The sequence below is a fragment of the Polaromonas glacialis genome (genome assembly GCF_000709345.1).
Lineage (GTDB): Bacteria > Pseudomonadota > Gammaproteobacteria > Burkholderiales > Burkholderiaceae_C > Polaromonas > Polaromonas glacialis.
The window spans coordinates 3,432,461-3,454,290 of the sequence record NZ_KL448323.1; the positions used below are offsets into that span (position 1 = coordinate 3,432,461).

At 62.0% G+C, this 21,830-nt stretch carries 23 protein-coding genes; 11 read left to right on the plus strand and 12 right to left on the minus strand.

The annotated features are described in order from the left end of the window. On the minus strand, positions 1 to 382 hold a 382-nt coding region (locus EC86_RS29990; RefSeq protein WP_408633907.1), incomplete at its 3' end, for an aldo/keto reductase. 370 nt (positions 383 to 752) lie between these two features. Here EC86_RS29990 and EC86_RS0116895 point away from each other — a divergent pair. Continuing rightward, a complete protein-coding gene (locus tag EC86_RS0116895) occupies positions 753 to 1,550 on the plus strand; it encodes an SDR family oxidoreductase (protein WP_029526963.1) in 798 nt (265 codons plus the stop codon). Positions 1,551 to 1,872: 322 nt separating this feature from the next. After that, positions 1,873 to 3,987 carry a D-(-)-3-hydroxybutyrate oligomer hydrolase gene (locus tag EC86_RS0116900; RefSeq protein ID WP_029526964.1) on the plus strand — a complete coding sequence of 705 codons (2,115 nt, stop codon included), beginning with the start codon at positions 1,873 to 1,875 and terminating at the stop codon, positions 3,985 to 3,987. A 118-nt stretch (positions 3,988 to 4,105) separates the two neighbouring features. On the opposite strand, the gene EC86_RS0116905 is transcribed toward EC86_RS0116900, so the two are convergent. After that, positions 4,106 to 4,939: a transglutaminase family protein gene (locus tag EC86_RS0116905; protein WP_029526965.1), complete on the minus strand. Its 834-nt coding sequence runs from the start codon at positions 4,937 to 4,939 to the stop codon at positions 4,106 to 4,108. Between the two features lie 435 nt (positions 4,940 to 5,374). Here EC86_RS0116905 and EC86_RS0116910 point away from each other — a divergent pair, with 435 nt between their 5' ends. Continuing rightward, positions 5,375 to 6,013 (plus strand): class I SAM-dependent methyltransferase, encoded by a 639-nt coding sequence (locus EC86_RS0116910; RefSeq protein WP_029526966.1) that lies wholly within the window; start codon positions 5,375 to 5,377, stop codon positions 6,011 to 6,013. Here EC86_RS0116910 and EC86_RS0116915 read toward each other — a convergent pair. From EC86_RS0116915 to EC86_RS0116925, 3 genes are all read right to left on the minus strand, one after another. Then, positions 6,010 to 6,714 (minus strand): glutathione S-transferase N-terminal domain-containing protein, encoded by a 705-nt coding sequence (locus tag EC86_RS0116915; RefSeq protein WP_029526967.1) that lies wholly within the window; start codon positions 6,712 to 6,714, stop codon positions 6,010 to 6,012. The two genes, EC86_RS0116910 and EC86_RS0116915, sit on opposite strands and share 4 nt — an antisense overlap. Before the next feature lie 345 nt (positions 6,715 to 7,059). Then, positions 7,060 to 7,311, minus strand: a complete 252-nt coding sequence (locus tag EC86_RS0116920) for a hypothetical protein (RefSeq protein ID WP_029526968.1) — start codon at positions 7,309 to 7,311, stop codon at positions 7,060 to 7,062. A 73-nt stretch (positions 7,312 to 7,384) separates the two neighbouring features. After that, on the minus strand, positions 7,385 to 8,179 hold the full coding sequence (locus tag EC86_RS0116925) for a tRNA-uridine aminocarboxypropyltransferase (protein ID WP_051676188.1): 795 nt from the start codon (positions 8,177 to 8,179) through the stop codon (positions 7,385 to 7,387). A 149-nt stretch (positions 8,180 to 8,328) separates the two neighbouring features. Between EC86_RS0116925 and EC86_RS0116930 the strand changes: the two genes are divergently transcribed. After that, positions 8,329 to 9,294 (plus strand): metallophosphoesterase family protein, encoded by a 966-nt coding sequence (locus EC86_RS0116930; RefSeq protein WP_084181404.1) that lies wholly within the window; start codon positions 8,329 to 8,331, stop codon positions 9,292 to 9,294. Positions 9,295 to 9,512: 218 nt separating this feature from the next. On the opposite strand, the gene EC86_RS0116935 is transcribed toward EC86_RS0116930, so the two are convergent. Next, complete coding sequence (locus tag EC86_RS0116935; protein WP_029526971.1) at positions 9,513 to 9,893, minus strand: VOC family protein; 381 nt, start codon at positions 9,891 to 9,893, stop codon at positions 9,513 to 9,515. A gap of 153 nt (positions 9,894 to 10,046) precedes the next feature. Here EC86_RS0116935 and EC86_RS0116940 point away from each other — a divergent pair, with 153 nt between their 5' ends. Together EC86_RS0116940 and EC86_RS0116945 are read left to right on the plus strand one after the other, a co-directional pair. Next, positions 10,047 to 10,256, plus strand: a complete 210-nt coding sequence (locus EC86_RS0116940) for a hypothetical protein (RefSeq protein WP_029526972.1) — start codon at positions 10,047 to 10,049, stop codon at positions 10,254 to 10,256. A 237-nt stretch (positions 10,257 to 10,493) separates the two neighbouring features. Continuing rightward, positions 10,494 to 11,624, plus strand: coding sequence for a Fic family protein (locus EC86_RS0116945; RefSeq protein ID WP_029526973.1), 1,131 nt, complete (start codon positions 10,494 to 10,496; stop codon positions 11,622 to 11,624). A 40-nt stretch (positions 11,625 to 11,664) separates the two neighbouring features. Here EC86_RS0116945 and EC86_RS29535 read toward each other — a convergent pair whose 3' ends face one another. Next, complete coding sequence (locus EC86_RS29535; RefSeq protein WP_198026809.1) at positions 11,665 to 11,835, minus strand: hypothetical protein; 171 nt, start codon at positions 11,833 to 11,835, stop codon at positions 11,665 to 11,667. A 30-nt stretch (positions 11,836 to 11,865) separates the two neighbouring features. Here EC86_RS29535 and EC86_RS0116955 point away from each other — a divergent pair, with 30 nt between their 5' ends. The 3 genes from EC86_RS0116955 to EC86_RS0116965 all read left to right on the plus strand — a co-directional run bounded on the left by EC86_RS0116955 (position 11,866) and on the right by EC86_RS0116965 (position 15,834). Next, positions 11,866 to 13,056, plus strand: a complete 1,191-nt coding sequence (locus EC86_RS0116955) for an IS4 family transposase (RefSeq protein WP_198026729.1) — start codon at positions 11,866 to 11,868, stop codon at positions 13,054 to 13,056. Positions 13,057 to 13,338: 282 nt separating this feature from the next. Continuing rightward, positions 13,339 to 14,601 carry an ATP-binding protein gene (locus EC86_RS0116960; RefSeq protein WP_036772318.1) on the plus strand — a complete coding sequence of 421 codons (1,263 nt, stop codon included), beginning with the start codon at positions 13,339 to 13,341 and terminating at the stop codon, positions 14,599 to 14,601. Between the two features lie 123 nt (positions 14,602 to 14,724). After that, positions 14,725 to 15,834 (plus strand): PDDEXK nuclease domain-containing protein, encoded by a 1,110-nt coding sequence (locus tag EC86_RS0116965; RefSeq protein ID WP_051676016.1) that lies wholly within the window; start codon positions 14,725 to 14,727, stop codon positions 15,832 to 15,834. Positions 15,835 to 16,249: 415 nt separating this feature from the next. Here EC86_RS0116965 and EC86_RS27860 read toward each other — a convergent pair whose 3' ends face one another. Both EC86_RS27860 and EC86_RS0116970 read right to left on the minus strand, forming a co-directional pair. Continuing rightward, positions 16,250 to 17,218, minus strand: coding sequence for a DUF3644 domain-containing protein (locus tag EC86_RS27860; protein WP_084181408.1), 969 nt, complete (start codon positions 17,216 to 17,218; stop codon positions 16,250 to 16,252). Between the two features lie 138 nt (positions 17,219 to 17,356). Then, complete coding sequence (locus EC86_RS0116970; protein ID WP_084181410.1) at positions 17,357 to 17,788, minus strand: 3'-5' exonuclease; 432 nt, start codon at positions 17,786 to 17,788, stop codon at positions 17,357 to 17,359. 174 nt (positions 17,789 to 17,962) lie between these two features. On the opposite strand from EC86_RS0116970, the gene EC86_RS0116975 reads away from it, so the two are divergent. Continuing rightward, the gene (locus EC86_RS0116975) at positions 17,963 to 18,463 is read left to right on the plus strand and encodes an Lcl C-terminal domain-containing protein (protein ID WP_084181412.1); all 501 of its coding nucleotides are present in this window, start codon (positions 17,963 to 17,965) and stop codon (positions 18,461 to 18,463) included. 28 nt (positions 18,464 to 18,491) lie between these two features. Here the strand turns inward: EC86_RS0116975 and EC86_RS0116980 are convergent, their stop codons facing one another. The 3 genes from EC86_RS0116980 to EC86_RS0116990 form a co-directional block, all read right to left on the minus strand. Then, the gene (locus tag EC86_RS0116980; protein ID WP_156955344.1) at positions 18,492 to 19,289 is read right to left on the minus strand and encodes a hypothetical protein; all 798 of its coding nucleotides are present in this window, start codon (positions 19,287 to 19,289) and stop codon (positions 18,492 to 18,494) included. Positions 19,290 to 19,578: 289 nt separating this feature from the next. Then, the gene (locus tag EC86_RS0116985; RefSeq protein WP_029526980.1) at positions 19,579 to 20,196 is read right to left on the minus strand and encodes a DUF4142 domain-containing protein; all 618 of its coding nucleotides are present in this window, start codon (positions 20,194 to 20,196) and stop codon (positions 19,579 to 19,581) included. Positions 20,197 to 20,383: 187 nt separating this feature from the next. Beyond that, a complete protein-coding gene (locus tag EC86_RS0116990; RefSeq protein ID WP_232229926.1) occupies positions 20,384 to 20,944 on the minus strand; it encodes a DUF1439 domain-containing protein in 561 nt (186 codons plus the stop codon). Between the two features lie 324 nt (positions 20,945 to 21,268). Here EC86_RS0116990 and EC86_RS27865 point away from each other — a divergent pair, with 324 nt between their 5' ends. Next, a complete protein-coding gene (locus EC86_RS27865; protein ID WP_084181414.1) occupies positions 21,269 to 21,745 on the plus strand; it encodes a hypothetical protein in 477 nt (158 codons plus the stop codon). Positions 21,746 to 21,830 lie beyond the last annotated feature (85 nt).

A 21,830-nucleotide genomic window follows, 5' to 3' on the forward strand; every position in this document is an offset into this window, starting at 1 on the left:
GCGCCCCCCGCCAGTCCACCAGGTTGTGTACCTGCATCAGGTCGATGCGCTCGGTACGCAGGCGGGCGAACGACTGCTCCATCTGCGCCAGGCCGGCTTCGCGCCCGCTGGTCCAGACCTTGGTCGCGATGAAGGCCTTGTCGCGGCTGCCGGCGGCGGCCAGCAGCTCTCCGGTCGTGGCTTCGGCGCGGCCGTACATCGGCGAGCTGTCGAGCACCGAGCCGCCGGCGGCAAACAGCGCGTCGAGCACGCCGGGCAACTGCGCATAGCCCGGGCTGCCCGGCGCCACGTCAAAGCCGATGTAGGTGCCGCAGCCAATGACCTGCAGTGCTTCGCCGGTGGCAGGAATCGGGCGGGTGTCGATCTGGGGTGTCATGGGCATGGCCTGCGGTGGCGCCGGTGGGCGCGGTTGCGCCAGCGCCCCTGGCCACCACGTCGCAGCCGCCGTCAGGGCGGCCAATGCGCGTGCGGACTGGCGAAGAGCCGTGCGCCGGTCGGCACCAGGGGGTGGCTGAAAAAGCATGGACGAAATTTGCCTGAAATTCAAAAACCGGGCAGGGCAAGGTCATTCACCGTGCGCAAGCACTGTTTCGCGCCATAAACCCAAGATGGGTAGCTCGGCAAAGTGGTGCCCGACTTTCTGATATTGCACAATGTCATGACGCAAAGTGCCATGCAGAAAATGCCAGTGCAACACGGCTCTTTGCCCAAGCCCCCGGCCTTGAGCAAGGACCCAGAGCAAGGAGAACGACGTGAGTAGCATCACCAAAACGGTTCTTGTGACAGGCGCGACCGGCGGTATTGGGCTGGCTGTCTGCAGGCGGCTGGCGAAGGCCGGCTGCTCCCTCGTCCTCGCAGCGCGCGACACCGGCAGGCTTGAAAAGCTCTGCAACGAATTGTCCCAAAACTTTCCTGCCGGCAGCTACTCATGGCTGGGCGTTGACATGACGCGCGACGACTCGGTCAGGCAGTTTGCCGGGCAATTGAACACCCGGCACATGGTGCTGGACGGCGTGGTCCTGATGCCGCCCCAGGATCCTCCCACCAACGACCCGCTTCCCGACAGCGACAAATGGCGCGAGATCTTGCAGAACAGTTTTGTCGGACCGCTGTCCCTGCTCGCGGCCGCCATCGCGACCATGAAGCCCGATCCGGCGAACGGCAAGCGCTGCAAGGTGGTCATCATCTCCGGCATCTCGTCGGTCCAGGTCCTGGGCCACTACGCTTCGAGCAACGTGATCCGCTGCGCCTGGCTGGCCGAGGCCAAAACCCTGGCGTTCGCCCTGGGCGAGCGGGGGATCCACGTCAACACCCTGTCCCTGGGGGGAACGCTCACGCCCGGCTATGCCACGTCGCTTGACAAGCGCGCTGCCAGCGCCGGCGTCACGTTCGAACAGCGCCTTGCCGAGGAAACCTCGAATGTTCCGCTCAGGAAGTACGGCGCACCTGAAGAGGTGGGGGCTGCGGTGGAAGGATTGCTGTCGGCGTTTTCCGATCACATGACGGGAATCAACCTTCAGCACGACGGCGGATTCACCCGAGCCTATTGACGCAAGCCGCTCGACGGGCCGGCTGGAGAGGCCGCCGATGGGCGGCCGGGCACCGGCATTGGCGATTTTTCCGGAAATGGAGCCGGTTGCTTTTTTCCGGAGCCGTCAAGCTCGCTTACCCCGGTAAGTAGTCGTACGGAATTGAAACGCATTGTGTTGCAGCCCATCATGCAGCTGACTTCAACAGGTCACTCCGAATGGATTCGGGCTGCTGAGGCTTCGCACCCCTGAGTGACAAGCTGGCGGAAAGCGCCAGATTGCTTTGAACAGGTGTGTGTGTAAAAAGTCGATGAACGAACAAATCAACACAAGAAGGCGAGACATGACCATTGCACGCAAGAACACCCCCTTGAAGCTGAGCGCGCTGGCCGCTGCCGTCCTGGCGCTGAGCGCCTGCGGCGGAGGCAGCGACCCGTTCGAGAGCACCAACATCAAGCCCAGCTACCTGGGCGCCATCGCCACCGCCAGCTATGACGGCAACAGCGACGACCTGCTGACCGCCGGCCTGGGCAAGGCCGGGCTGGGCGACGTTTCCACACAGGCGGCACTGAAGCCAGCCGACCCGTTGAAGCCTACGGCCGCCGAACTGCGCAGGCTCGCCATCTTCAACAACTACCGCGCCATCCTCGACATCAGCGCGGCCGGCGGCTACGGCACGCTGTACGGTCCGAACGTCGATGCCAAGGGCGTCATCACCACCAGCGAAGGCAAGATCGCCGGAACCGAATACATCGCCTATTCGGATGACGGCACGGGCAAGCAGAACATCACCATGCTGGTCCAGGTGCCGGCCACCTTCAACCCGGCCAATGCGTGCATCGTCACCGGCACCTCCAGCGGCTCGCGCGGCGTGTATGGCGCCATCGGCTCGTCGGGCGAGTGGGGCCTGAAAAACGGCTGCGCCGTGGCCTACACCGACAAGGGCACCGGCACCGGCATCCACGACCTGCAGAACAACACCGTCAATGGGCAGAACGGCGTTCGTACGGATGCCACTGCCGCCGGCAAGAACTCGATCTTCACCGCCGAACTGAGCGCCGCCGAACTGGCCGCCTTCAACACGGCCACGCCGAACCGCTTTGCCGTCAAGCATGCGCATTCGCAGCAGAATCCGGAAAAGGACTGGGGCAAGTGGACGCTGCAGTCGGTCGAATTCGCTTATTTCGTGCTGAATGAAAAATACGGCGACCTGGCCAGGGACGGCGTGACGCACCTGAAAAAGCTCACGCCGGCCAACACCATCGTGATTGCTTCGAGCGTGTCCAACGGCGCCGGCTCGGCGCTGGCGGCGGCCGAGCAGGACACCCAGGGCCTGATCAGCGGCGTGGCCGTGGCCGAGCCCGAAGTCCAGCTGGCGCCCGACAGCCGGCTGAGCGTCAGGCGCGGCGCCACCACCCTGGTCGGCACCGGCAAGCAGCTGTACGACTATTTCACGCTGGCCAACCTGCTGCAGCCCTGCGCCGCGCTGGTGTCACCCACCACGAATGCGTTCACCACCATCAACCCGGTGATTGCCGCCAGCCGCTGCAGCGCCCTCAAAACCAACGGCCTGGTCACCGGCACCACGACCGCCGAGCAGGCCGCCAGCGCCATGGCCAAGCTGATCGAGGCCGGCTGGCAGCCTGAAAGCAATGTGCTGCAGGCGTCGCACTACTCGTTTGCCACCCTGTCGGTCGGGCTGACCTATGCCAACACCTACGGCCGCTTCAGCGTCAAGGACAACCTGTGCGGCTACAGCTTTGGCGCCACCGGCGCGACCGGTGCGCCGACGGCGGCGAATGCTGCGTCGCTGGCGACCTCGTTCGGCGCGTCCAACGGCGTGCCGCCGACCATCGGCATCAACATCGTCAACAACAACAGCCTGGGCGGGCCGCTGCTCGATGCCGCGTCGCTGTCGGCTGGTGGTGTGCAGGACTACAACATCGCCGGCGCGCTGTGCATGCGTGAACTGGCCACCGGCACCAGCGCCAACGCGGTGCGCGTGCAGCAGGGCATGAAGGAAGTGGTGCGCAGCGCCAACCTGCGCGGCAAGCCGGCGCTGATCGTGCAGGGCCGCGCCGACACGCTGCTGCCGGTGGCCTTCACCGGCCGGCCTTACTACGGCATGAACAAGATCGTCGAAGGCAACAGCAGCAAGCTGTCATACATCGAGGTCACCAATGCCCAGCATTTCGACGCCTTCCTCGCCTTCCCGGGCTATCCGGAGCGCCTGGTGCCGCTGCACCGCTACTTCATCCAGGCGATGGACATGATGTATGCCAACCTGAAGTCCGGCGCCGCGCTGCCGGCCAGCCAGGTGGTGCGCACCGTGCCGCGCGGCTTGACCGGCGCTGCCGCCAATCCGATCACGGCCGCCAACGTGCCGCCGATCAAGACGACGCCGGCCGCCGCTGACCAGATCACGTTTGCCAACAACGTGCTGACCATCGCCGACTGATCGCTTTTTCCGGCCATTGTTTCCGGCCGTTGAAAAGCCCGTGGCGCCGCCTGTGCGCCATGGGCTTTTTTCATGGGAATTGCCAATGCGGGCGGCGACTGCGCAGCCCGCCACCCGGCTAGTCGTCGTTTGGGTCGTCCAGGCCGGAATCGGGCGGCAGGGTGTCATCGGCGGCCATCACCTCGATGTGCATGTCGTCGAGCTGCAGCGGCTGCAGCCCGTAGTCGGAGATGAACGCCACGTCGGCCGCGTCATGGCCGTAGGCCAGCACGATGCGGCCGCCGCGCGGCGCGTCCTGCGTGGCGTCGAAGGTGTACCAGCGCCCGCCGACGAAGGCTTCGAACCAGGCATGCAGGTCCATCGGCTTGAGCCCGTGCAGGTAGCCGACCACCATGCGCGCCGGAATCTGCAGGCTGCGGCACAGGGCGATGCCGACATGCGCAAAGTCGCGGCACACGCCCGCGCCATGCTCCAGCGTGTCCAGCGCGTCGGTGCTGGCGGTGCTGACGCCGTAGCGGTATTGAAGGTTTTTTTGAATCCAGGCGCGTATCTTTTCGACCTGCGCATAGCCCGGCGCCGCCCGGCCGACCACGGTCAGCGCCTGGTCCTGCATCATGTCCGACGGGCAGTAGCGGCTTTGCAGCAGGTAGCGCAGCACGTCGGCGGGCAGCGCGGTGATGGGCGTCATGGGCGCGTCAGGCGCCACCGCGATGTGGTCCTCGACCTCCATGAGCACTTCGACCCGGATATGCATCTGGCCTTTCGGCACGACCAGGCGCTGGCACAGGTTGCCGTAGCCGTCGGCATATTCGTCCACCGGCGCCCAGGGGTGCAGGTCGTAGCGTTCGCTGACCACCCATTGCGCCGGGCCGCTGCGCGGGCGCAGCATGGCCACCATGGGGCAATCCGAGGCAGCGGTCACGCTGATGGAACAGGCAGCTTTGAGCTTCATGGGAAAGAAAGGAAAAAAATGGATGGCGGGGATAACGCGAAAAGCTCTAGCTTAGCGTGCCCGCCATGTCCGGCTTGTAGGCTGAAACCCGACTGCGGTGCAGGTGCGCTCTGCTTCAGCCCCAAGCGCGTGGATGGCACGGTAAATAATGATAAAAACAGGCATTTGCGCTTGACCGAAAAGGGTTTAGTGCTATTAAAAAAATAGCGTCAATAAATCGTTAACGCCAGCTGCATTCCCGGCCAGCCGCCAGCCGGACCCCATCCGGTGGGTGAATGTACCCATGCTGACAAGGCAACGTCTGACAAACGCCCCGACCCGGCTGCTCCAGAATAAAAACAGACGGCAGCGCTTCAGCGAAGCTTCGGGGAGACGGCTTCGCATCGTCAACGCAGCCCTGACCGAAAACACAACAGCCCATACAGGACTCGCACCATGAACCAGCAACGCGTTGAAGGGCAGGCCAGCCATGTCGCCGCACCTTCCAACCTTCCGGCTTTTGGTCAATTGCGAGGCAGCTTCCTATTCCTTCGCGGCTTTATGCGCAACCCGGCCCAGGTCGGCTCAATCATCCCGAGTTCGCGCCAGCTGGAGCAGCGCCTGGTGCGCAGCGCGCGCCTCTGCGACGCGCGCATGGTGGTGGAACTGGGGCCGGGCACCGGCGGAACGACCTCGGCGTTCCTGCGCGCCATGTCTTCCAACGCCCAGTTGTTGGCGATCGAGCTGGACAGCGAATTTCACCAGCGCCTGCACGCGTCCATCCACGACCCGCGCTTCAATGTCGAACTCGGCAGCGCCGAGCGCCTGGCCGAGTTCCTGAAAGCGCGCTGGCTGCCCGCGCCCGATGCGATTATCTCGGGCATTCCGTTTTCCACCATGCCGCCCGAGGTCTCGGACCGGGTGGCGTCCAGCGTGGCCAGCGTGCTGCGCCCGGGCGGGCGGTTTGTCGCCTACCAGGTGCGCGCCCATGTATCGGGCTTTGTGTCGCCCTACCTCGGCCCGCCGGAAAAGACATGGGAAGTCGTCAACGTGCCGCCGGTGCGCGTGTTCACCTGGGTCAAGCCCGAGGCCTAGGCCCGTTTCGGTATGGCCAGCCCCTTGACCACCGCCGGCCGTTCGACGAAAGCCGCCAGCACCCGCCTGACCTGCGCGAAGTCGTCGAAACCCACCAGCTCCCCGGCCTCGTAAAAGCCGATCAGGTTGCGCACCCACGGAAAAATGGCGATGTCGGCAATGCTGTAGTGCTTGCCCATGATCCAGTCGCGGCCTTCCAGCCGCCGGTCCAGCACGCCGAGCAGGCGCCGCGCTTCGGCGACGTAGCGGCCCAGCGGGCGCTTGTCCTCGTAGTCTTTGCCGGCGAACTTGGTGAAGAAGCCCAGCTGGCCAAACATCGGGCCGATGCCGCCCATCTGGAACATCAGCCACTGGATGGTTTCGTAGCGGCCGGCCGCGTCCTGCGCAATGAACAGCCCGGTCTTGTCGGCCAGGTAGAGCAGGATCGCGCCTGACTCGAACAGCGCCAGCGGCTTGCCGCCCGGACCGTTCGGGTCCAGGATCGCCGGAATCTTGTTGTTCGGGCTGACCGACAGGAATTCCGGCGTCATCTGGTCCTGGGTTTCGAAGCTGACCAGGTGTACCTCGTAGGGCAGCTTGGCTTCCTCCAGCATGATCGACACCTTCACGCCGTTGGGCGTGGGCAGCGAATACAGCTGGAGCCGGTCAGGGTGGCGGGCGGGCCATTTCTGGGTCACGGGAAAGACGGCAAGATCGTGCATTCGGGTTCCTGAGGGGATGAAAGCGGGACGAAGGCCCCACGGCAGCCCGCATTTTGGCCCCAAGGCTGCCCGTCTGCAGCCGCGCAGCGCAAGTCCATGGCGGTGAAGCAGGTCACCGCGCCGGAGAAGCGCAAAGTAAAAGCGCCGCCAAGCGCCGCAGGACGCCGGCCGTCTTGCTCGCCTCGGTGCGTTCCCTGTCATTGCGGGGCTGACCCGCAATCCATGTGTGCGCCGTTAAACGTGCGGTGAACTCCAGCCGCTGTCTGGCCGTGGCTTGGTTAAGGTGCTGTGGATTGCGGGTCAGGCCCGCAATGACAAAGGCGGAAAAAAACCCGTGAACGCCGCCTAGCGCCCCACCACCGACCAGCCGGCCTGCTGGTTGGCCCGGTTGTTTTCGTATTCCCACGCGGTGCCGCAGCGGTCGCAGCGGTAGCTGGTGATGGTGACCAGGCTGGCGCCGCGCTTTTCCTGGCGGTTGCCGCCCTGCACCAGCTCGGGATGCCCCGGCGCCTTGCGCCAGTTACGCTGGATGCCGGCGCACGAAACGCACAGCTCCATCTTCTTCAGTTCATTCTTTCGGTTCAGGTCTTCGGTCATGGTGTGGCTGCTTTTCAGGTAAGGCGAGGTTGCCTTGGGATTGGGCTCGATTGTCGCTGACGCCAACTTCACTTCAAGCGCCAGCGCCCGTGCCGCCCGGCAGGTGCAGGCCGCGCAGGCGCTGGTGCGCCGCGTCGTCGCCATCGACGGGCAACTGCTGCCGGGCGTTCAGGTAGTGGCTGGTGAACACGTCCAGGTAAGCCTCCAGCGTCTGCGCCGCATGCGGCTCACCGGCCAGTTCCAGGCACAGACCAGCAACTTCCGAGGTGCAGAAATGGTCCGCGCGTTTGGCCCGGCGCAGCCGGTAGCGCGACAGCTGCTCGCTTTGCAGGCTGAGCACCGGCAAATGGTCGAGGTAGGGGCTCTTGCGAAACATCTTGCGCGCCTCGGGCCAGGTGGCATCCAACAGCACGAACAGTGGCCGCCGGCCGTCCTGCGGATCGGCGGCGGGCAGCGCCGACACCACGCGCCCGCCCTCCACGAACTCCCCCGGAAACACCAGGTAGGGCTGCCACTGCGGATCGGCCAGCAGCGCCAGCAGCGCCGGTTCCACCTCGGTGCGCGCCCAGCCAAAGGCAAACGTGTCGGCCACCACATCGGCAATCAGCCAGCCCGTGTTGCTCGGCTTGAGCGCCTCGATGTCGGCCATGATCAGGCACACGCCCGCATGCACCGGCACGTCCGGGCGCAGGGCGCACAGGCAGTGGCTCGGCAGCAGCCGGCAACCGGCGCAGCGCTCCCCGCGCGGACCGCCACGGGCCAGAAAGGGTTTGGAACTGCGCGCCAGGCGGGCGCTGCGCAGGCGGTGAACGGCGTGCGGCAGGGCATGGGGCAATTCGGCGGAAGGGACGGCGGCTTGGCTGGACATCGGACGCACTGTAGCAGCGGGACGCGCGCCACGCGCGGCCAGCCAGCGTACGGCCATGGCTGCTACGCATTCAATATCAAATAATTTGCCGAACACGCCAGTTAACATGCAGCGCATCACCCACGGCAGAACTTGAGAAAGACCACGGCATGCGCAAAAACTTTTGGCCCGACGTAACGCGGGCAGTTCGATCCGGCTTGCTGGCCGCGCTGGTGGGCGCGGCGCTGGTGGCCTGCGGGGGCGGCGACGGCGGCGGCATCACGCCTCCGGTCTTGCAGGCCAACCCCACGACGCCGTGGGAGCTGATGACGGCAGGCGACATTGCGCAGTGTTTTCTTCGGCCTGCGCGTGACACGGCTGCCGAAAAGACAGCAAAGCTGGTCGAACGCCAGCTGGCTGACGCGGGCAGCAATTCCAACGTGCTGACGCTTGGAGACAATGCCTATTTTCTGGCCGGCTCCAACCTTGGCTACACCGACTGCTATGAGAAAACCTGGGGCCGGTTTATCGCCAAAACCTTCGCAATTCCAGGCAACCACGACTATGAAGGTGGCGACAGCAATGATTACTTCGGTTATTTTGGTGCCAAGGCCAACCCCGATGGCAAGCGCACAGGCTACTACCGCATTGACCAAAACGGCTGGACCGTGTTTGCGCTGAACAGCAACATCGATGCGACAGCCGCTTCAGTCCAGGCCCAGTGGCTCAAGCAGGAGCTGGCCACCGCCCAGCCCTGCGTGGCGGCGGCATGGCACCACGCCCGGTTCACCTCGGCCCCCGATGGCGACAATACCAAGATGACCGCGATGTGGGACATCCTGGACCAGGCCAAGGCCGATGTGGTGCTGCAATCCCACGAGCACCAATACGAGCGCTTTGCCCCCATGACCGCAGACGGCACCCTGTCCGCCACCGGCGGCATGCGCTCATTTGTAGTGGGCACCGGCGGCGCAGAAACTTACGCGCACGCTACGGTACGCGCGGGCAGCGAAAAGCAGTTGGAAACCTTCGGCGTGATGCGTTTGTCGCTGTCGGCAGGCAATGCCATGTGGCGGTTTATTGACGTGGACAACGCCGTGCGGGACGAAGGGGCGTTTGAATGCCGCAAGAAGTAGCGGCCTGTGGCCGAGGCGGGCCACGCCTGTAACTGCCGGGCCGAAGGGCACGTTCCCACGTGGATTGAATTGGAATCTGCCCCAATCTCTGTGACCCCACTTTCTCGGTCTGCAACGCATCAGGCAGAAAAAGTGCGGCTACAAATTATCCAGGCCACGTCGGGTCAATCCGATGACAAGGCCAGCTCCCGGGCCGGCCAAATTGATCGCAGCGCGCCTTATGGGGCCGGGCGGTGCAGCGCGCAGAGCTTGTTGCCGTCGGGGTCGCGCAAATATGCCAGGTAGATCTGGCCCATCGGGGAGTCACGAAACCCCGGGGCGTCTTCGCAGGTCGTGCCGCCGTTGGCGACGCCGGCCGCATGGAAGGCGTCGCCTTGCTCGGCCGACTGCACGGCAAAGCCGATGGTGCTGCCGTTGCCGTGGCAAGCGGCATCGCCATTGATCGGCGTGGTGATGGCGAAGGTGCCGGTGGGGCTGCGGTAGAAATACCGGTTCTTGTTGGCCACCCCTGGCGCAATGCCCAGCGTGCCGAGCAGCGCGTCGTAAAACTTCTTTGAAACCTCAAGATCGTTGACACCAAGCATGACGTGACTGAACATTGTTTTCTCCGTTGGGTGCCCGGGAATGGGCGAAATGGGGCCGGGGGAATGGTAATGGATGGCGGGTCAAGGCCAAGTCTAGTTCTTTACACCGGCCCCTGATACTGCAGTGGCTTCGCAACGGTTTCCCCAACACTTCACCAAGACATCGACATGAACAAAGCATTTCTTTCGCTCGCCGCGCTGGTCGTTTCCTTCGCCGCGTCAGCCGCCCAGGCGGGTACGGTCAATTTCGATTCAGGCAGCGCCAAAGTACACAGCGTCCAGGTGACGAAATACAAAAAGAACCACAAGCACAAGGTATGGGTGCCCGCCCACCGGTCACACGGCCGCCTGGTGAAGGGCCATTACATCTGGCGCTGACACCGCTTGGGCAGTTACACAGACAGGCGACGGCCAAACAGGCCGCCATCGCCGCGCGCTGCCGTCCAGCGCTTGTTTTCAGGCTACTATTTAAGTAAAAAATGCCTTTGTCGCTTATGCAATATGTACAAGCAGCTATTAAATGTGTAGCAAAAGTCATTTGGAAATACGGCTGTGAGCCGTATTCAGGCACTATTCGCCGCACAAATTGCAGCGAATAAGCGCGACAATCACCGCATGCGCCCCCATCGCCCACCCCGCAATCCACGCTACATCTGGCAACTGCCCGACTGGCCAGACCTCACCTGTGACTTTGCCGCACTGGCCGCGCCCTTGGCCCAGGTGCATCGCGCGCAAGGCCAGCTCATGGGGCGCATGGCCGAGCTGGGCATGGCTCAGCGCGAACAGGCCACCCTGCAGGTGCTGACGCAAGAAGTCATCAAAACCAGCGAGATCGAAGGCGAACGCCTCAGACTGGACGCCGTGCGCTCGTCCATCGCCCGCAGGCTGGGGCTGGACATTGGCGCACTGGCCCCCAGCGACCGGCAGGTGGACGGCGTGGTGGATGTGGTGCTGGACGCCACCCGCCACTTTGACCAGCCTCTGACGGCAGAGCGCCTGTTTGGCTGGCACGCCGCCCTGTTTCCCACCGGCTACAGCGGCCGGGTCCGCATCACCGTGGCGGCATGGCGCACGGATGCCAGCGGCCCCATGGAAGTGGTGTCCGGCCCTGTGGGGCGGGAGAAAGTGCATTTCACCGCACCGCCTGCCAGCACATTGCCTGCGCAAACCGATGCGTTCCTGCAGTGGTTCGAGGCTGCCCCCGTGGGCGACGCCCTGATCAAGGCCGGACTGGCCCACCTATGGCTCGTCACCCTGCATCCGTTTGACGATGGCAATGGCCGCATCAGCCGTGCCGTGGGCGACATGGCGCTGGCCCGCGCCGAGGGCACCAGCCAGCGCTTCTACAGCTTCAGCGCCCAGATACAGCGCGAACGCATGGACTATTACGACCAGCTGGAGGCCACCCAAAAAGGCCCGCTGGACGTGACGCCCTGGCTCGGCTGGTTTTTGGGCTGCCTGCTGCGCGCCGTGCAAGGCGCAGACGCCACGCTGGCCGGCGTGCTGGACAAGGCCCTGTTCTGGCAACGCTGGGCCGGCACGCCCATGAACGCGCGGCAAACCCAGGTGCTCAACCGCGTGCTGGACGGCTTTGAAGGCAAGCTCAGCAACGCCAGGTGGGCCGCGCTGGGCAAATGCTCTGCCGACACCGCGCTGCGCGACATCAACGACCTGCTGGCGCGCGGCGTGCTGCGCAAGCTGGAGGGCGGTGGGCGCAGTACGGGGTATGAGTTGTGTGCCAAATAGGCTGCTGGTGCTTGTGGAGTGTGCGCTGGCAGCTATCAAATTAAATCAGGATCAGCCATGAAAAATGGCTTTCCACGGCGTTTTCAGCATTAAAGGCGGTCAGCCATAACTTCCCTGCGTCATGCCCGCGAATGCGCATAAGCGCTAACTTAATATACGGGTCATTGCAGATATCAGAGATAATGCAGGCATGGTTTTTCACACCGAACAAGCGGACTCTTCAACACGGCAAGAGCAAAGCGTGCCGTCAAAGCTGGCTGACGAAGACTGGGCGGCGATAGAGCGCCTGCTGCCCGAGCATTGGCAAGCCAAGGCGCGTGAGCTGCACGCGCTCAGGCGCACGCGAGGCGTCGCGGATGCAGCAGCGCTGCTGCGCGTCATGCTCATTCACATTGCTCAGGGCTGCGGCTTGCGGGAGACTGCGCAGCGGGCACGCCTGGGCGGGATCGCCGCGCTCAGCGATGTTGCTGTTTTGAAGCGCCTGCGTCACTGCGCGAGCTGGTTTGAATGGATGGGCAGCCAGCTACGCCAGCAGTGGATGCCGGCCGCGCTCAAGGCGAGCCAGGCCTTGCGGCCCTGTTGGGGCAACTACTGCATCCGCCTGGTCGATGGCACCATGGTCAGCGAGCCTGGCGCGAGCGGCTCCAAGTGGCGCTTGCACTACTCCGTGCAGTGGCCTAGCCTGCGCGCCGACGAGGTCATTGTCAGCACCAGCAAAGAGGGAGAGACGCTGCGCCGCTTTACGGTTCTGCCTGGAGAGGTACTGGTCGCAGACCGGGGTTTTGCCAACCCGCCGGGCGTGGCCCATGTCCACGATGCGGGAGGCGCCGTGGTGGTGCGTACCAATTTGGTCACCTTGCCGCTAAAAACCGCGCAAGGCCAGCCGCTGGGGATTCTTGAGTGCGTCAGCGCACTGGAGACCGGGCAGTGCGGTGCATGGCCCGCCTACGTCAGCCACGGCAAGCGCCTGATTGCGGGGCGGCTGTGCGCGGTCAAGAAAGACGCCGCCTCGGCGCTCAAGGCGCGCCAGCGCGTGACGCGCGAAAGCCAGCGCAATGGCACCGAGCTGCAGCCGCGCACGCTGCTGGCGGCCGACTATGTGCTGGTCTTCACAACCGTTGGCGACGAGCTAAGCGCCGCTGAGGTGCTCGATTTATACCGGGCGCGCTGGCAAATTGAGCTGGTGTTCAAGCGGCTGAAGTCTTTAGCCGGGCTGGGACATCTAAAAAAGCATGACCCCCGGGCCGCTCGCGCGTGGCTACAGGGCAAGCTTTTGGTGGCGCTTCTCATTGATGCCTTGCGGGTCGCCGGCGAGGCTTTTCCCCCCTGGGGTTACATCGAACTCACTGGCAACCGCAGCGCCACTGGCGAGCAGGGCGCGAACGAAAACGAGAAGTCCGTGCCTGTGGCGGGGGTTCTCGCTGATGCATGAGTTGCTGTGTCGCGCCGTGCTGCCGGCCTTGTCACTTGTGCAGGCCCTTACCCAGTGGAGGTGCGTGCGCTATCGTCTGGCCGAGCCGCCTCGAAAACGAAAACTCAAGATTGACGAATGGAATAATTTTTAGGTTAGCGCTTATGCGCGAATGCGGGTATCCAGACTCTTGAAATTCCGTTCAAATGCTGTTTTTAATTTAAATCAGACAATGTTTGATTTTAGATTGGTCTGAATCCAAGTTCTAATTAGCCAAGCATCTTCACCCATAGCGCCCAAGCCATGACCACTGCTTTCCCGCCCCCATCCAGCGCCGCCATCACCCGCCGCGTTCAGGGCAAGATCGCGACCGCCTTGCAAGACACGCGCGTGGTGCTGCTCGTTGGGCCACGGCAGGCGGGCAAGACCACGCTGGCCCGGCTCTATGCAACCCGTGACCGCCCCTACCTCACGCTGGACGACCCGGCCACCCTGGCGGCGGCGCGGTCAGACCCCACCGGGTTCGTGCGTGGCTTGAAGCAAGCCGTCATCGACGAAGTGCAGCGCGCGCCAGAGCTGTTGCTGGCCATCAAGGAAAGCGTGGACAAGGACCAAACGCCGGGGCGCTTCCTGTTGACCGGGTCCACCAACCTGATGGCCATGCCCCTCGTCGCCGATTCGCTGGCGGGCAGGCTCGAAGTGATTACCCTGCTGCCCTTTGCACAGGCCGAACTGGCGGGAACCCCAGGAGACCTGCTGGATCGCCTGTTTGACGGCGCCGGTTTGCCCGCAGTTAGCAGTCCTCTGGTGGGTGACGATCTGATGGATTGCGTGCTCAAGGGCGGCTACCCCGAGGCGCTGCGCCGCACCAGCGTCAACCGCCGCCAGGCCTGGCTTCAAGACTATGTGGCGCTCATTCTGGACAGGGATGTGCGCGACATCGCCAACATCGACCAGCTGGACCGCATGCCGCGCCTGCTCGACGTGCTGGCCGCCCACGCCGGGCAACTGGTCAACCACAGCAGCTATGGCGCGGCCCTCGGGCTGACCACGCCCACGGCGCAGAAATATGTGGGCATTCTGGAGCGCCTGTTTCTGACGCGCCAAGTCCCGCCCTGGTCCAGCAACGCCGTCAGCCGCCTCACGAAAACGCCCAAGCTCCATTTTCTGGACACCGGTTTGCTGGCCGCGCTGCAGGGTGTCACCGCCGCCCAGCTGCAAAAAGACCGCACCGCCTATGGTCCGTTGCTGGAGAACTTCGTCGTGTCCGAAGTCCTCAAGCTCACCACTTGGTCCGGGATGCGTCTGCGCATTTCCCACTTTCGCACCAAGGAGCAAGACGAGGTGGACCTGGTTCTGGAAGACCGGCGCGGGCGCGTCATTGGGATTGAGGTCAAGGCATCGGCCACCGTGCGCGCGCAAGACCTGCGCGGCCTGCGCAAGCTGCAAGAGGCCGTGGGCGACAAATTTGTGCAGGGCTTGGTGCTGCACGACCATGACCGCATCACCCCGTTTGACGAGAAACTGCACGCGGCGCCGGTGCCGCTGCTGTGGCAGGCGGCGTAAGCAACTTCTAAAACTGTTTGACGGGCGTGGTGGCGAGTGCGAGAGTGAATTTTTTGAGTCAAATCAGGCTCTGGCGCACATTCAGCCTGCGTAAGCAGCTATCAAATTAAATCAGGATCAGCCATGAAAAAAGTGCCTCCCACGGCGTCCGCAGCACCAGATGCGGAATTGACGCTGTATTCCAGCATCCGCTCGCTGGTCCTGACCGCCCGCAACACGGTTGCGCGTGGCGTTGATCTGGTGCAGGTGCGTACCAATTTTGAGATTGGCCGGCACGTCGTGGCGCACGAACAGCAGGGTGAACGTCGCGCGGAGTACGGCAAAGAAGTGCTGAAACGGCTGGCTGAACGCCTGACGGCCGAGTTTGGCAGCGGCTTTTCGGTGACCAATCTCAAGTCCATGCGCCAGTTCTATGTACTGAACGCCCACCGAATAGGTCAGACAGCGTCTGACCTATTCGACACCAGCAAGGGACGGATAGGTCAGGCGGCGTCTGACCAATTGGCCGCGCCTGAAAAACGCCCGTTCAGCCTGAGCTGGTCGCATTACGTATTCCTGCTGGGCATCAAGAAGGCCGACGAACGCGACTTCTACGAAATCGAGGCCACCAGCCAGGACTGGACCGTGCGCGAACTCAAGCGCCAGTTCGACAGCGGCCTGTACGAGCGCCTGGCCCTGAGCCGCGACAAAGACGGCATTCGCCAGCTTGCCCAACAGGGGCAAATTGTCAGCCGGCCCCAGGACTTGCTCAAAGAGCCGCTGGTGCTGGAGTTTTTGGGCTTGTCCGAACAGGCCCGGTATTCCGAGTCCGACCTGGAGGGCGCCATCATCAGCCAGATCGAGCATTTTCTGCTGGAACTGGGCAAGGGCTTTTTGTTTGAGGCCCGGCAAAAGCGCTTTACCTTTGACGGCGACCATTTTTTCGTCGATCTGGTTTTCTACAACCGCCTGCTGCGCTGCTATGTGCTGATCGACCTGAAAATCGGCAAGCTCACCCACCAGGAATTGGGCCAGATGCAGATGTATGTCAACTACTTTGACCGCTACGTCAAAACCGACGCCGAGAGCGCCACCATCGGCATTGTGCTCTGCAAGAAAAAGCACGAGGCGCTGGTGGAAATCACCCTGCCCAAAGACGCCAACATCCATGCGCGGGAATACCAGCTTTATTTGCCGAGCAAGGAAGAGTTGCAGCAGAAACTTGCGGAGTGGGCGGGGAATGTTTCTGACTGAATATGTCCCATACAAGGCATTAAAAATGTTTATAAATATCTGTTTTGTATAAATATTCGGCATAAAACTATAAAACTGCGCAACATGCCGAAATGCTTGAAACAAGTGCCTCCATTTCGCGCCAGTACATTGATGCTGTCTCGGTCTTCGAAGCACTTGAAGAAGCGCTTGAAGAGGCCGCCCATGTCCGTGGCCAATGCTGTTCAGTTAGACACCCAAACCCGTCCGATTTGAGCGTGTCGAAGCTTTGTTTACGCGACAAGCTCCTTTGACAGAATCAGGGCGAACAGCTTAAGTGAACAGCATTGGAATCTGATCCCGATTTCATACCGATTTTCCAAGACCGGCCGCCGCGTGCTTGACGGCTTGGGGAGCAATCGTTACCAATTTCATGGGCGTGGTCTTGCCCATCGGCTCAACAAACCGATTTCAGCGACTGGAGAGCAAAAGCAATAAATTCATCGTTATAAAGTACTGATGTTGCTTTAGAAGGCCCACGACGTTCATCTTCTTTATTTCTAAAGTTATATGCTGAATATTTCTTGTTGTTTTTGATGTCCTGGTCTTTGATAAATTGATTTAGATGGTTGTGATTAATATGGTTAATTTCTTTTTTGAGTTTATCTAATACATCAGTCCAAGAATAAAGGTATTGATCAATTAAATTAACTTTTTGATTAATAATAATTGCTTCTTTATTTGTTGGGTCAACTTTGGTAGTGAATCCGGTTTCTTCACTAATTCTTTTAGCTGAAATTAAGCTTGTCTGTATTTCACAAACAAGAAAATAGCCATCATCATTTGCTGCAGATTGGCGTTCTCTTTCTAGATCGTTAATAATTAGCGCGATAGTTTCAGGTTCGCACTTCACCTGAGCTAATGTAAGAGACTTAAAAGGGTAGCTGAATCCAAGGGGAAGTATGAAAAAATTATACTCATTTAGATTTACACCAAACCATTCTGAAATTAGTCTTGAGTAATTTTTAAGTGATGCTGCACCTAAAATGTAAGCAAGGTATGGTAGTGCCACTGAGTCAGCTGTAAGATGTATTGCGGCATCGCGAACTCTTATTAGCGCCTGAATGTTGGAGATTAAATTTTTCGAAAAATCAAATTTATTGCATGCCTCATCTATGCTAATGGTTAAGTATGCATTATTTCTATTTTTCTTATATCGTCCAGAGCTATTTTTAACATAAATAGCGCTTAATTTGTTATTGGCATTTTTTATAATTTTTGCTTTAAGCAGAGACTCCCATGCTGCAACCATAAGTATGGTAAATATCTGCTCCCGATTTGCGAAATTTGGTTTATTGTATATTTCCATGGCAGATATCGCCATAGAAATAGAGTGATTGCATATAACTTTGCTTCGTGCTTTCATTTTTTATATGGAGAAAAAGTTTCTCGTAGTTAATTTCAAGCATTTTTCTTGTAATCTCTATTTTTGGCTTTTTATATAAGCACTTCGAATACTAAATTTTTTTAATCAGCAGTAAAATCATGTGCTGCTACGTTTTCGTTATTCCAACATTAGTCCAAACTGCCCACTTCCATTCACGGTGATCATGAGCCGCTGCATAGCCCGAGTCGCCCCCACATAAAACAACCGAGCCTCCTCCCGCTCGTCCTCGCCCGCCGCAGGCATCTGCCCCACGCCCACCAGCGCCACCACCGGAAACTCCAGCCCCTTGCTGGCGTGCATGGTTAGTACCTTGATCGTGTCTTCGTTGGGGTGAAAGCTGCCCGCGCCCTTGCGCACCTGGTGCGGCAGCCGGGCGCGGTTCAGTGCATAAGCGCATTCGTCCATTTCGTCGTAGCGCCGGCAGATCACGGCCATGTCGCCCCAGGCATGGCCTTCCTGGTGGGCGGCGCTCAGCCGCTCGGCCAGCCGGCGCTCGCCGCTGGTCATGCGCGATGCGCAGTTGCCCATCGCAGGAATAAGAATTGCCATCAGAAAGTCACTTTTATTAACATTTTGTGACGAACATCATGCACGAATATTGGTGCTGGTTGGCTGACAGGGTCCGGCGGTGTTTACGTGATTTCCCTAGGTGCGCCTTATAAAAAGGCCGCTAGCATCCAGAGTCACGCCTTGGTCGATGGGCGGGTTCATGGAGGATTCACTATGCAGTTGCACGCCCTGACGGCCAGAATTTTTGGCTTATCCCTTGTTTTGGGTACCCTGATGCCTGCGCCTGCCATGGCGGCACCGCGCTACACGCCGTCGCCGGACGGCCAGGAAATCGCCGACAGCAAGACCGGCCTGGTGTGGCGGCGTTGCGCCGAGGGCATGGAATGGAAGGGCACTACCTGCACCAACAATGCGGTGTTTTCCAATTTTTTCGGTGCCGAGGCACGCGCCAAGAGCGCGGCCACCTCTGGCAAGCCGTGGCGCCTGCCGACCCTGAAGGAACTCTCCAGCATCGTGGCGGTGCGCGAAGCCGAGGAGGGCAAGGCGGCGATTGATCCGGTGGCCTTTCCGGCCACGCCGGTCGCGCGCTTCTGGTCGTCCAGCGGCATCGGGCGGGGCTACTTCATGTATGTGGCCTTTACCGAAGGCAGTGCCGGGGAAGGGGAGCGTAACTCCCCGGGCGCGGTGCGGCTGGTGCGCGACGGCAAGCAGTAAGCCCGCCAGCCTGGCCGGTTGACCGCCTTCAGGCGGCTGTCGCGCTGCCGGTGCGTGACTCAGGGCTTTCGTTGAACTCGTGGCGCGTGGCGGACGTCAGGGTGACGTTGCGCTGGAGTTCGGACAACAACTGAAATTCTTTCTTGATGGCTTTTTCCAGATTCTGCAGCGCCAGAACCTGTTCTTCGAGCGCGGGCAATTGCGTGGCCTGCACCGGTGCGGTGGCCGGACGCGCTGCCTGCGCTGAAGCGGGCACGGCGGCGGCGCCGCGCTTGAGCGCGGCGTTTTCCTGCTCCAGCGCCAGCACGCGGCCCTGTTCTGCGTGGGCCTTGTCCAGTGCCTGGCGCAGCCGGTCGGCTTCAAGCTGGAGCGCCTGGGCGCTGGCGGCGGCGGCTTGCTGGTTTTTTTCCAGCGAGCGGAAGTAGTCCTTGGCCTGGGCTTGCTCGGCCAGGGCTTCGGACCTGGCCTTGGCGGCGTCGGCGCGCGTGGCCTGTTCCTGCGCCTGCAGCGCGGCCAGTTGCGCCTGCAGGGCGTTGACCTGGGCGACGTGTTCGGCCGGCGGTGCGCTGTCCTTCTTGACGGCGTTGGCCACGTCGCGCGTCCGGGCGGTCTCGTGCTTGAGGTCTTCGTAGTTCTTGACGGCCAGCTGGCGTTCACCCTCCAGCTGGCGGATACGGTCCCTGGCTTGCGCCAGTTCGCCTTGCGCCTCTGGCTTGGCCTGCGGTGCCGGGGCGGCGCTACGGCCACGCATGAGCAGCCAGCACACCAAAAAGCCTGCAGCGAGGCCGGCGACGGCGATCAAAACGGTAAGAGTAGAGGAGTCCATGAGCGTGCCTTTGCCTGGTGAGAATCAAAAACCTGTTGCACTGCATTATTTGCCATAAAACGCCGGCCGGCGTCACGGCTGCTTACAAAAGTCGCCGTATTTTAAGTGCTGGGCCGCTCAGGGTGCTTTGCGATGAACATGAAAGGGCGGACACCGATGCAGCCGCTCCGAACCCCGCCACGGCCGCCGGCCTGGACCCGCAAAGGCAGCCCATGGCAATAGCGCCATGGCTGGGCGGTAGAAGGCATGGCAAAACGACTTGCGAATGGGGCCGCGCAGCAGCGTCAGCCTATTTTTTAGCCGACAAGGCGACGACGCCTTCCTGCGCCATTTTCAGATGCGCCTGCACGGTGGGCAGCATCTTGGTAGCCATGGCTTTCAGTTCGGGGTCCCGGGCGTTTTTCTGGGTCTTTTGCAGCAGCCCGATGGTTTGCTGGTGGTCGCCAACGCCGGCGCGCTTCATGTACTGGCTGTCAAAAGTGTTGCCGCTCATGATTTTCAGGGCGGTGGCCATGGTCTTGTGCTTCAGGTCGGCGCCATCGGGCAGCGTGACGCCCTTGGCCTGCGCCAGCGTCTGCAGTTCCTTGAGGGCGGATGTGTGCTCGTCGATCATGTGCTGCGCAAACTTCCTGACCTGCTCGTTCCGGGATTTTTCCAGCGCCAGCTTGCCGGTTTCGATCTCGGCGATGTTGGCCTGCGCCAGGTCGGTCATCATCTTGCTGTCGCCCTGCGACACCATGGCGCCGGCGCGGCTGGCCGTGCCGGTCCCGGCTGTCGAAGACCCGCTGACGCCTTGCGCCCCGGCGGGAAAGCTGGACACGGCCAGCGCGCAAGCCGCCAGGGCCACCTCCGCGCGGCCGAGTGGGCGAACAGGGCGGGAAGTTGGTTTTTCAGGCGTGTGCGTCATGGGATGGGTTCCTCCGGGTTGCGATCATTCGGGACAAGTAGAGGCGAGGCATTGAAGCCACTTGCCGAAGTATTGGCGCGCCGAAAAACTCGCCTTGCCGGCCATTGACGGATGTGCGGGCAGGAAAAATCTTGCCGAGCCTGGACGACTGGCGGGGGTGTTTTCCCGTGCCGCGCTGTGCGTCGTTTCAGCGTGGCTGCGCGGGAACGAAGCTGACCGCCAGCCCCCTGGGCGTGACGGTGATGCCGCCGGGCTGCAGGCCCATGGGCTCTAGCAGCGCCAGGTCTTGCGGGCGCAGGGTGTGCAGCACGACTTCGCCCAGCGCCTGCTCGGCCAGCGCCGGGCCGTAGGCGTCCAGCAGCGCCGACGGGCCGGGCGGCAGGTCGGGAAAACGCAGTGCATTGACACGCAGCTGGTGCGCCCGCAGGGTACGGTCGCGGGCTTCGTAACGCAGCGCGAAATCCAGGTCGAAGGTGCCGCTGTAGGGGCGGCCCAGCGCCGGGCCGGCGGCTTCGACCATCATTTCGGTGCCCAGGCGGTTCAGCTCGGGCAGCAGGCGCAGGCGCGGCGTCATCAGCTTGAGGTCCAGCAGCCCGCCAACCGGGTAACGCAGCGGAAACCGCTGGGCAACGGCCTGCTCCAGCTGGCCGGTGGACACGGTGTAGCCGGGCTGGCCGGCAGCGTGTACGCCAGGAAGGCCGGGGCCGGCGGCGCCGGTGGCCAGCAGCCAGGCGGGAAGTGTCAGCATGCGTCTGCGATTCATCGGTTTCCTTGTGGTGTGCGGAGATCGTGCGGCCGGGGTTCCGTGGTCAGACGCGCTGCGGCGGCGTCGGTTCCGCCCGGCAGGAGATGACGCCGGCATCGGCGGCCGAATTTTTAATGAAACAGGCCGTTTGCGCAATCAGCACGGGCGTATATAGCTATTTAAAATATAGCAGATCAGGCAAGGCAGTCAAACTACATCTGGTAACGGCCGGACATGTTTTCTTGACAGGATCACATCGCTGCGACACTTCGCAAGGCCACAATGCAGCGGCCTGCCGGCTTTGGCAGGCGGTGACGGGAGCTTTTCATGAAAACATTTTTAGTGCTTTGCGCGGCCGCCGGCTTGACTGGCTGCGCGGTGTATCCGGCGCCTGGCTACGATAACTACGGCTACGACGTACCGGCTCCCCAGGTGATCCAGCAGCCGGTGTATATCCAGGGCGGCGGCACGATCTACCGCTCCGACGGGTTTGGCGGCTACCCACGCGGCTACTACCGTCCTCCGCCACCGCCGCCAGTGGTCATCGTGCCGGGGCCGCGCCCGGGAAGGCCTTTTGCGCACGGTCCGCGTCCGGGCCGTGGCCAGGGCGACCGCGACGGCGACGGCATTCCGAACCGCGTGGACCGCGACCGCGATGGCGATGGCGTTCCCAACCGCGTTGACCGCAACCCGAACCAGGGCGGCGCGCCCAACCGCGCGGAACGCGGCCGCAGCGGGGACCGCGACGGCGACGGCATTTCCGACCGCTTCGACCCCCGGCCCGATATTCCGAACCGCCGCTAGCCGGGGCGCCGCAGGAGCGACAGACGGGCAGGGCGGGCTGCGGTAAGGTGCGTGCTGCGCCTGTCCTTTCACCCCACTGCGGAGC

Bases quoted from the DNA above. Each gene is read 5' to 3' on its own strand.
- EC86_RS0116975 (WP_084181412.1), top strand. From the start codon at position 17,963: ATGCAGTTGCACGCCCTGACGGCCAGAATTTTTGGCTTATCCCTTGTT.
- EC86_RS0116985 (WP_029526980.1), bottom strand. From the start codon at position 20,196: ATGACGCACACGCCTGAAAAACCAACTTCCCGCCCTGTTCGCCCACTC.
- EC86_RS0116935 (WP_029526971.1), bottom strand. From the start codon at position 9,893: ATGTTCAGTCACGTCATGCTTGGTGTCAACGATCTTGAGGTTTCAAAG.
- EC86_RS0116910 (WP_029526966.1), top strand. From the start codon at position 5,375: ATGAACCAGCAACGCGTTGAAGGGCAGGCCAGCCATGTCGCCGCACCT.
- EC86_RS0116930 (WP_084181404.1), top strand. From the start codon at position 8,329: ATGCGCAAAAACTTTTGGCCCGACGTAACGCGGGCAGTTCGATCCGGC.
- EC86_RS0116920 (WP_029526968.1), bottom strand. From the start codon at position 7,311: ATGACCGAAGACCTGAACCGAAAGAATGAACTGAAGAAGATGGAGCTG.
- EC86_RS27865 (WP_084181414.1), top strand. From the start codon at position 21,269: ATGAAAACATTTTTAGTGCTTTGCGCGGCCGCCGGCTTGACTGGCTGC.
- EC86_RS0116980 (WP_156955344.1), bottom strand. From the start codon at position 19,289: ATGGACTCCTCTACTCTTACCGTTTTGATCGCCGTCGCCGGCCTCGCT.
- EC86_RS0116945 (WP_029526973.1), top strand. From the start codon at position 10,494: ATGCGCCCCCATCGCCCACCCCGCAATCCACGCTACATCTGGCAACTG.
- EC86_RS0116940 (WP_029526972.1), top strand. From the start codon at position 10,047: ATGAACAAAGCATTTCTTTCGCTCGCCGCGCTGGTCGTTTCCTTCGCC.
- EC86_RS0116915 (WP_029526967.1), bottom strand. From the start codon at position 6,714: ATGCACGATCTTGCCGTCTTTCCCGTGACCCAGAAATGGCCCGCCCGC.
- EC86_RS0116960 (WP_036772318.1), top strand. From the start codon at position 13,339: ATGACCACTGCTTTCCCGCCCCCATCCAGCGCCGCCATCACCCGCCGC.
- EC86_RS0116905 (WP_029526965.1), bottom strand. From the start codon at position 4,939: ATGAAGCTCAAAGCTGCCTGTTCCATCAGCGTGACCGCTGCCTCGGAT.
- EC86_RS0116925 (WP_051676188.1), bottom strand. From the start codon at position 8,179: ATGTCCAGCCAAGCCGCCGTCCCTTCCGCCGAATTGCCCCATGCCCTG.
- EC86_RS0116990 (WP_232229926.1), bottom strand. From the start codon at position 20,944: ATGCTGACACTTCCCGCCTGGCTGCTGGCCACCGGCGCCGCCGGCCCC.
- EC86_RS0116900 (WP_029526964.1), top strand. From the start codon at position 1,873: ATGACCATTGCACGCAAGAACACCCCCTTGAAGCTGAGCGCGCTGGCC.
- EC86_RS27860 (WP_084181408.1), bottom strand. From the start codon at position 17,218: ATGAAAGCACGAAGCAAAGTTATATGCAATCACTCTATTTCTATGGCG.
- EC86_RS0116970 (WP_084181410.1), bottom strand. From the start codon at position 17,788: ATGGCAATTCTTATTCCTGCGATGGGCAACTGCGCATCGCGCATGACC.
- EC86_RS0116965 (WP_051676016.1), top strand. From the start codon at position 14,725: ATGAAAAAAGTGCCTCCCACGGCGTCCGCAGCACCAGATGCGGAATTG.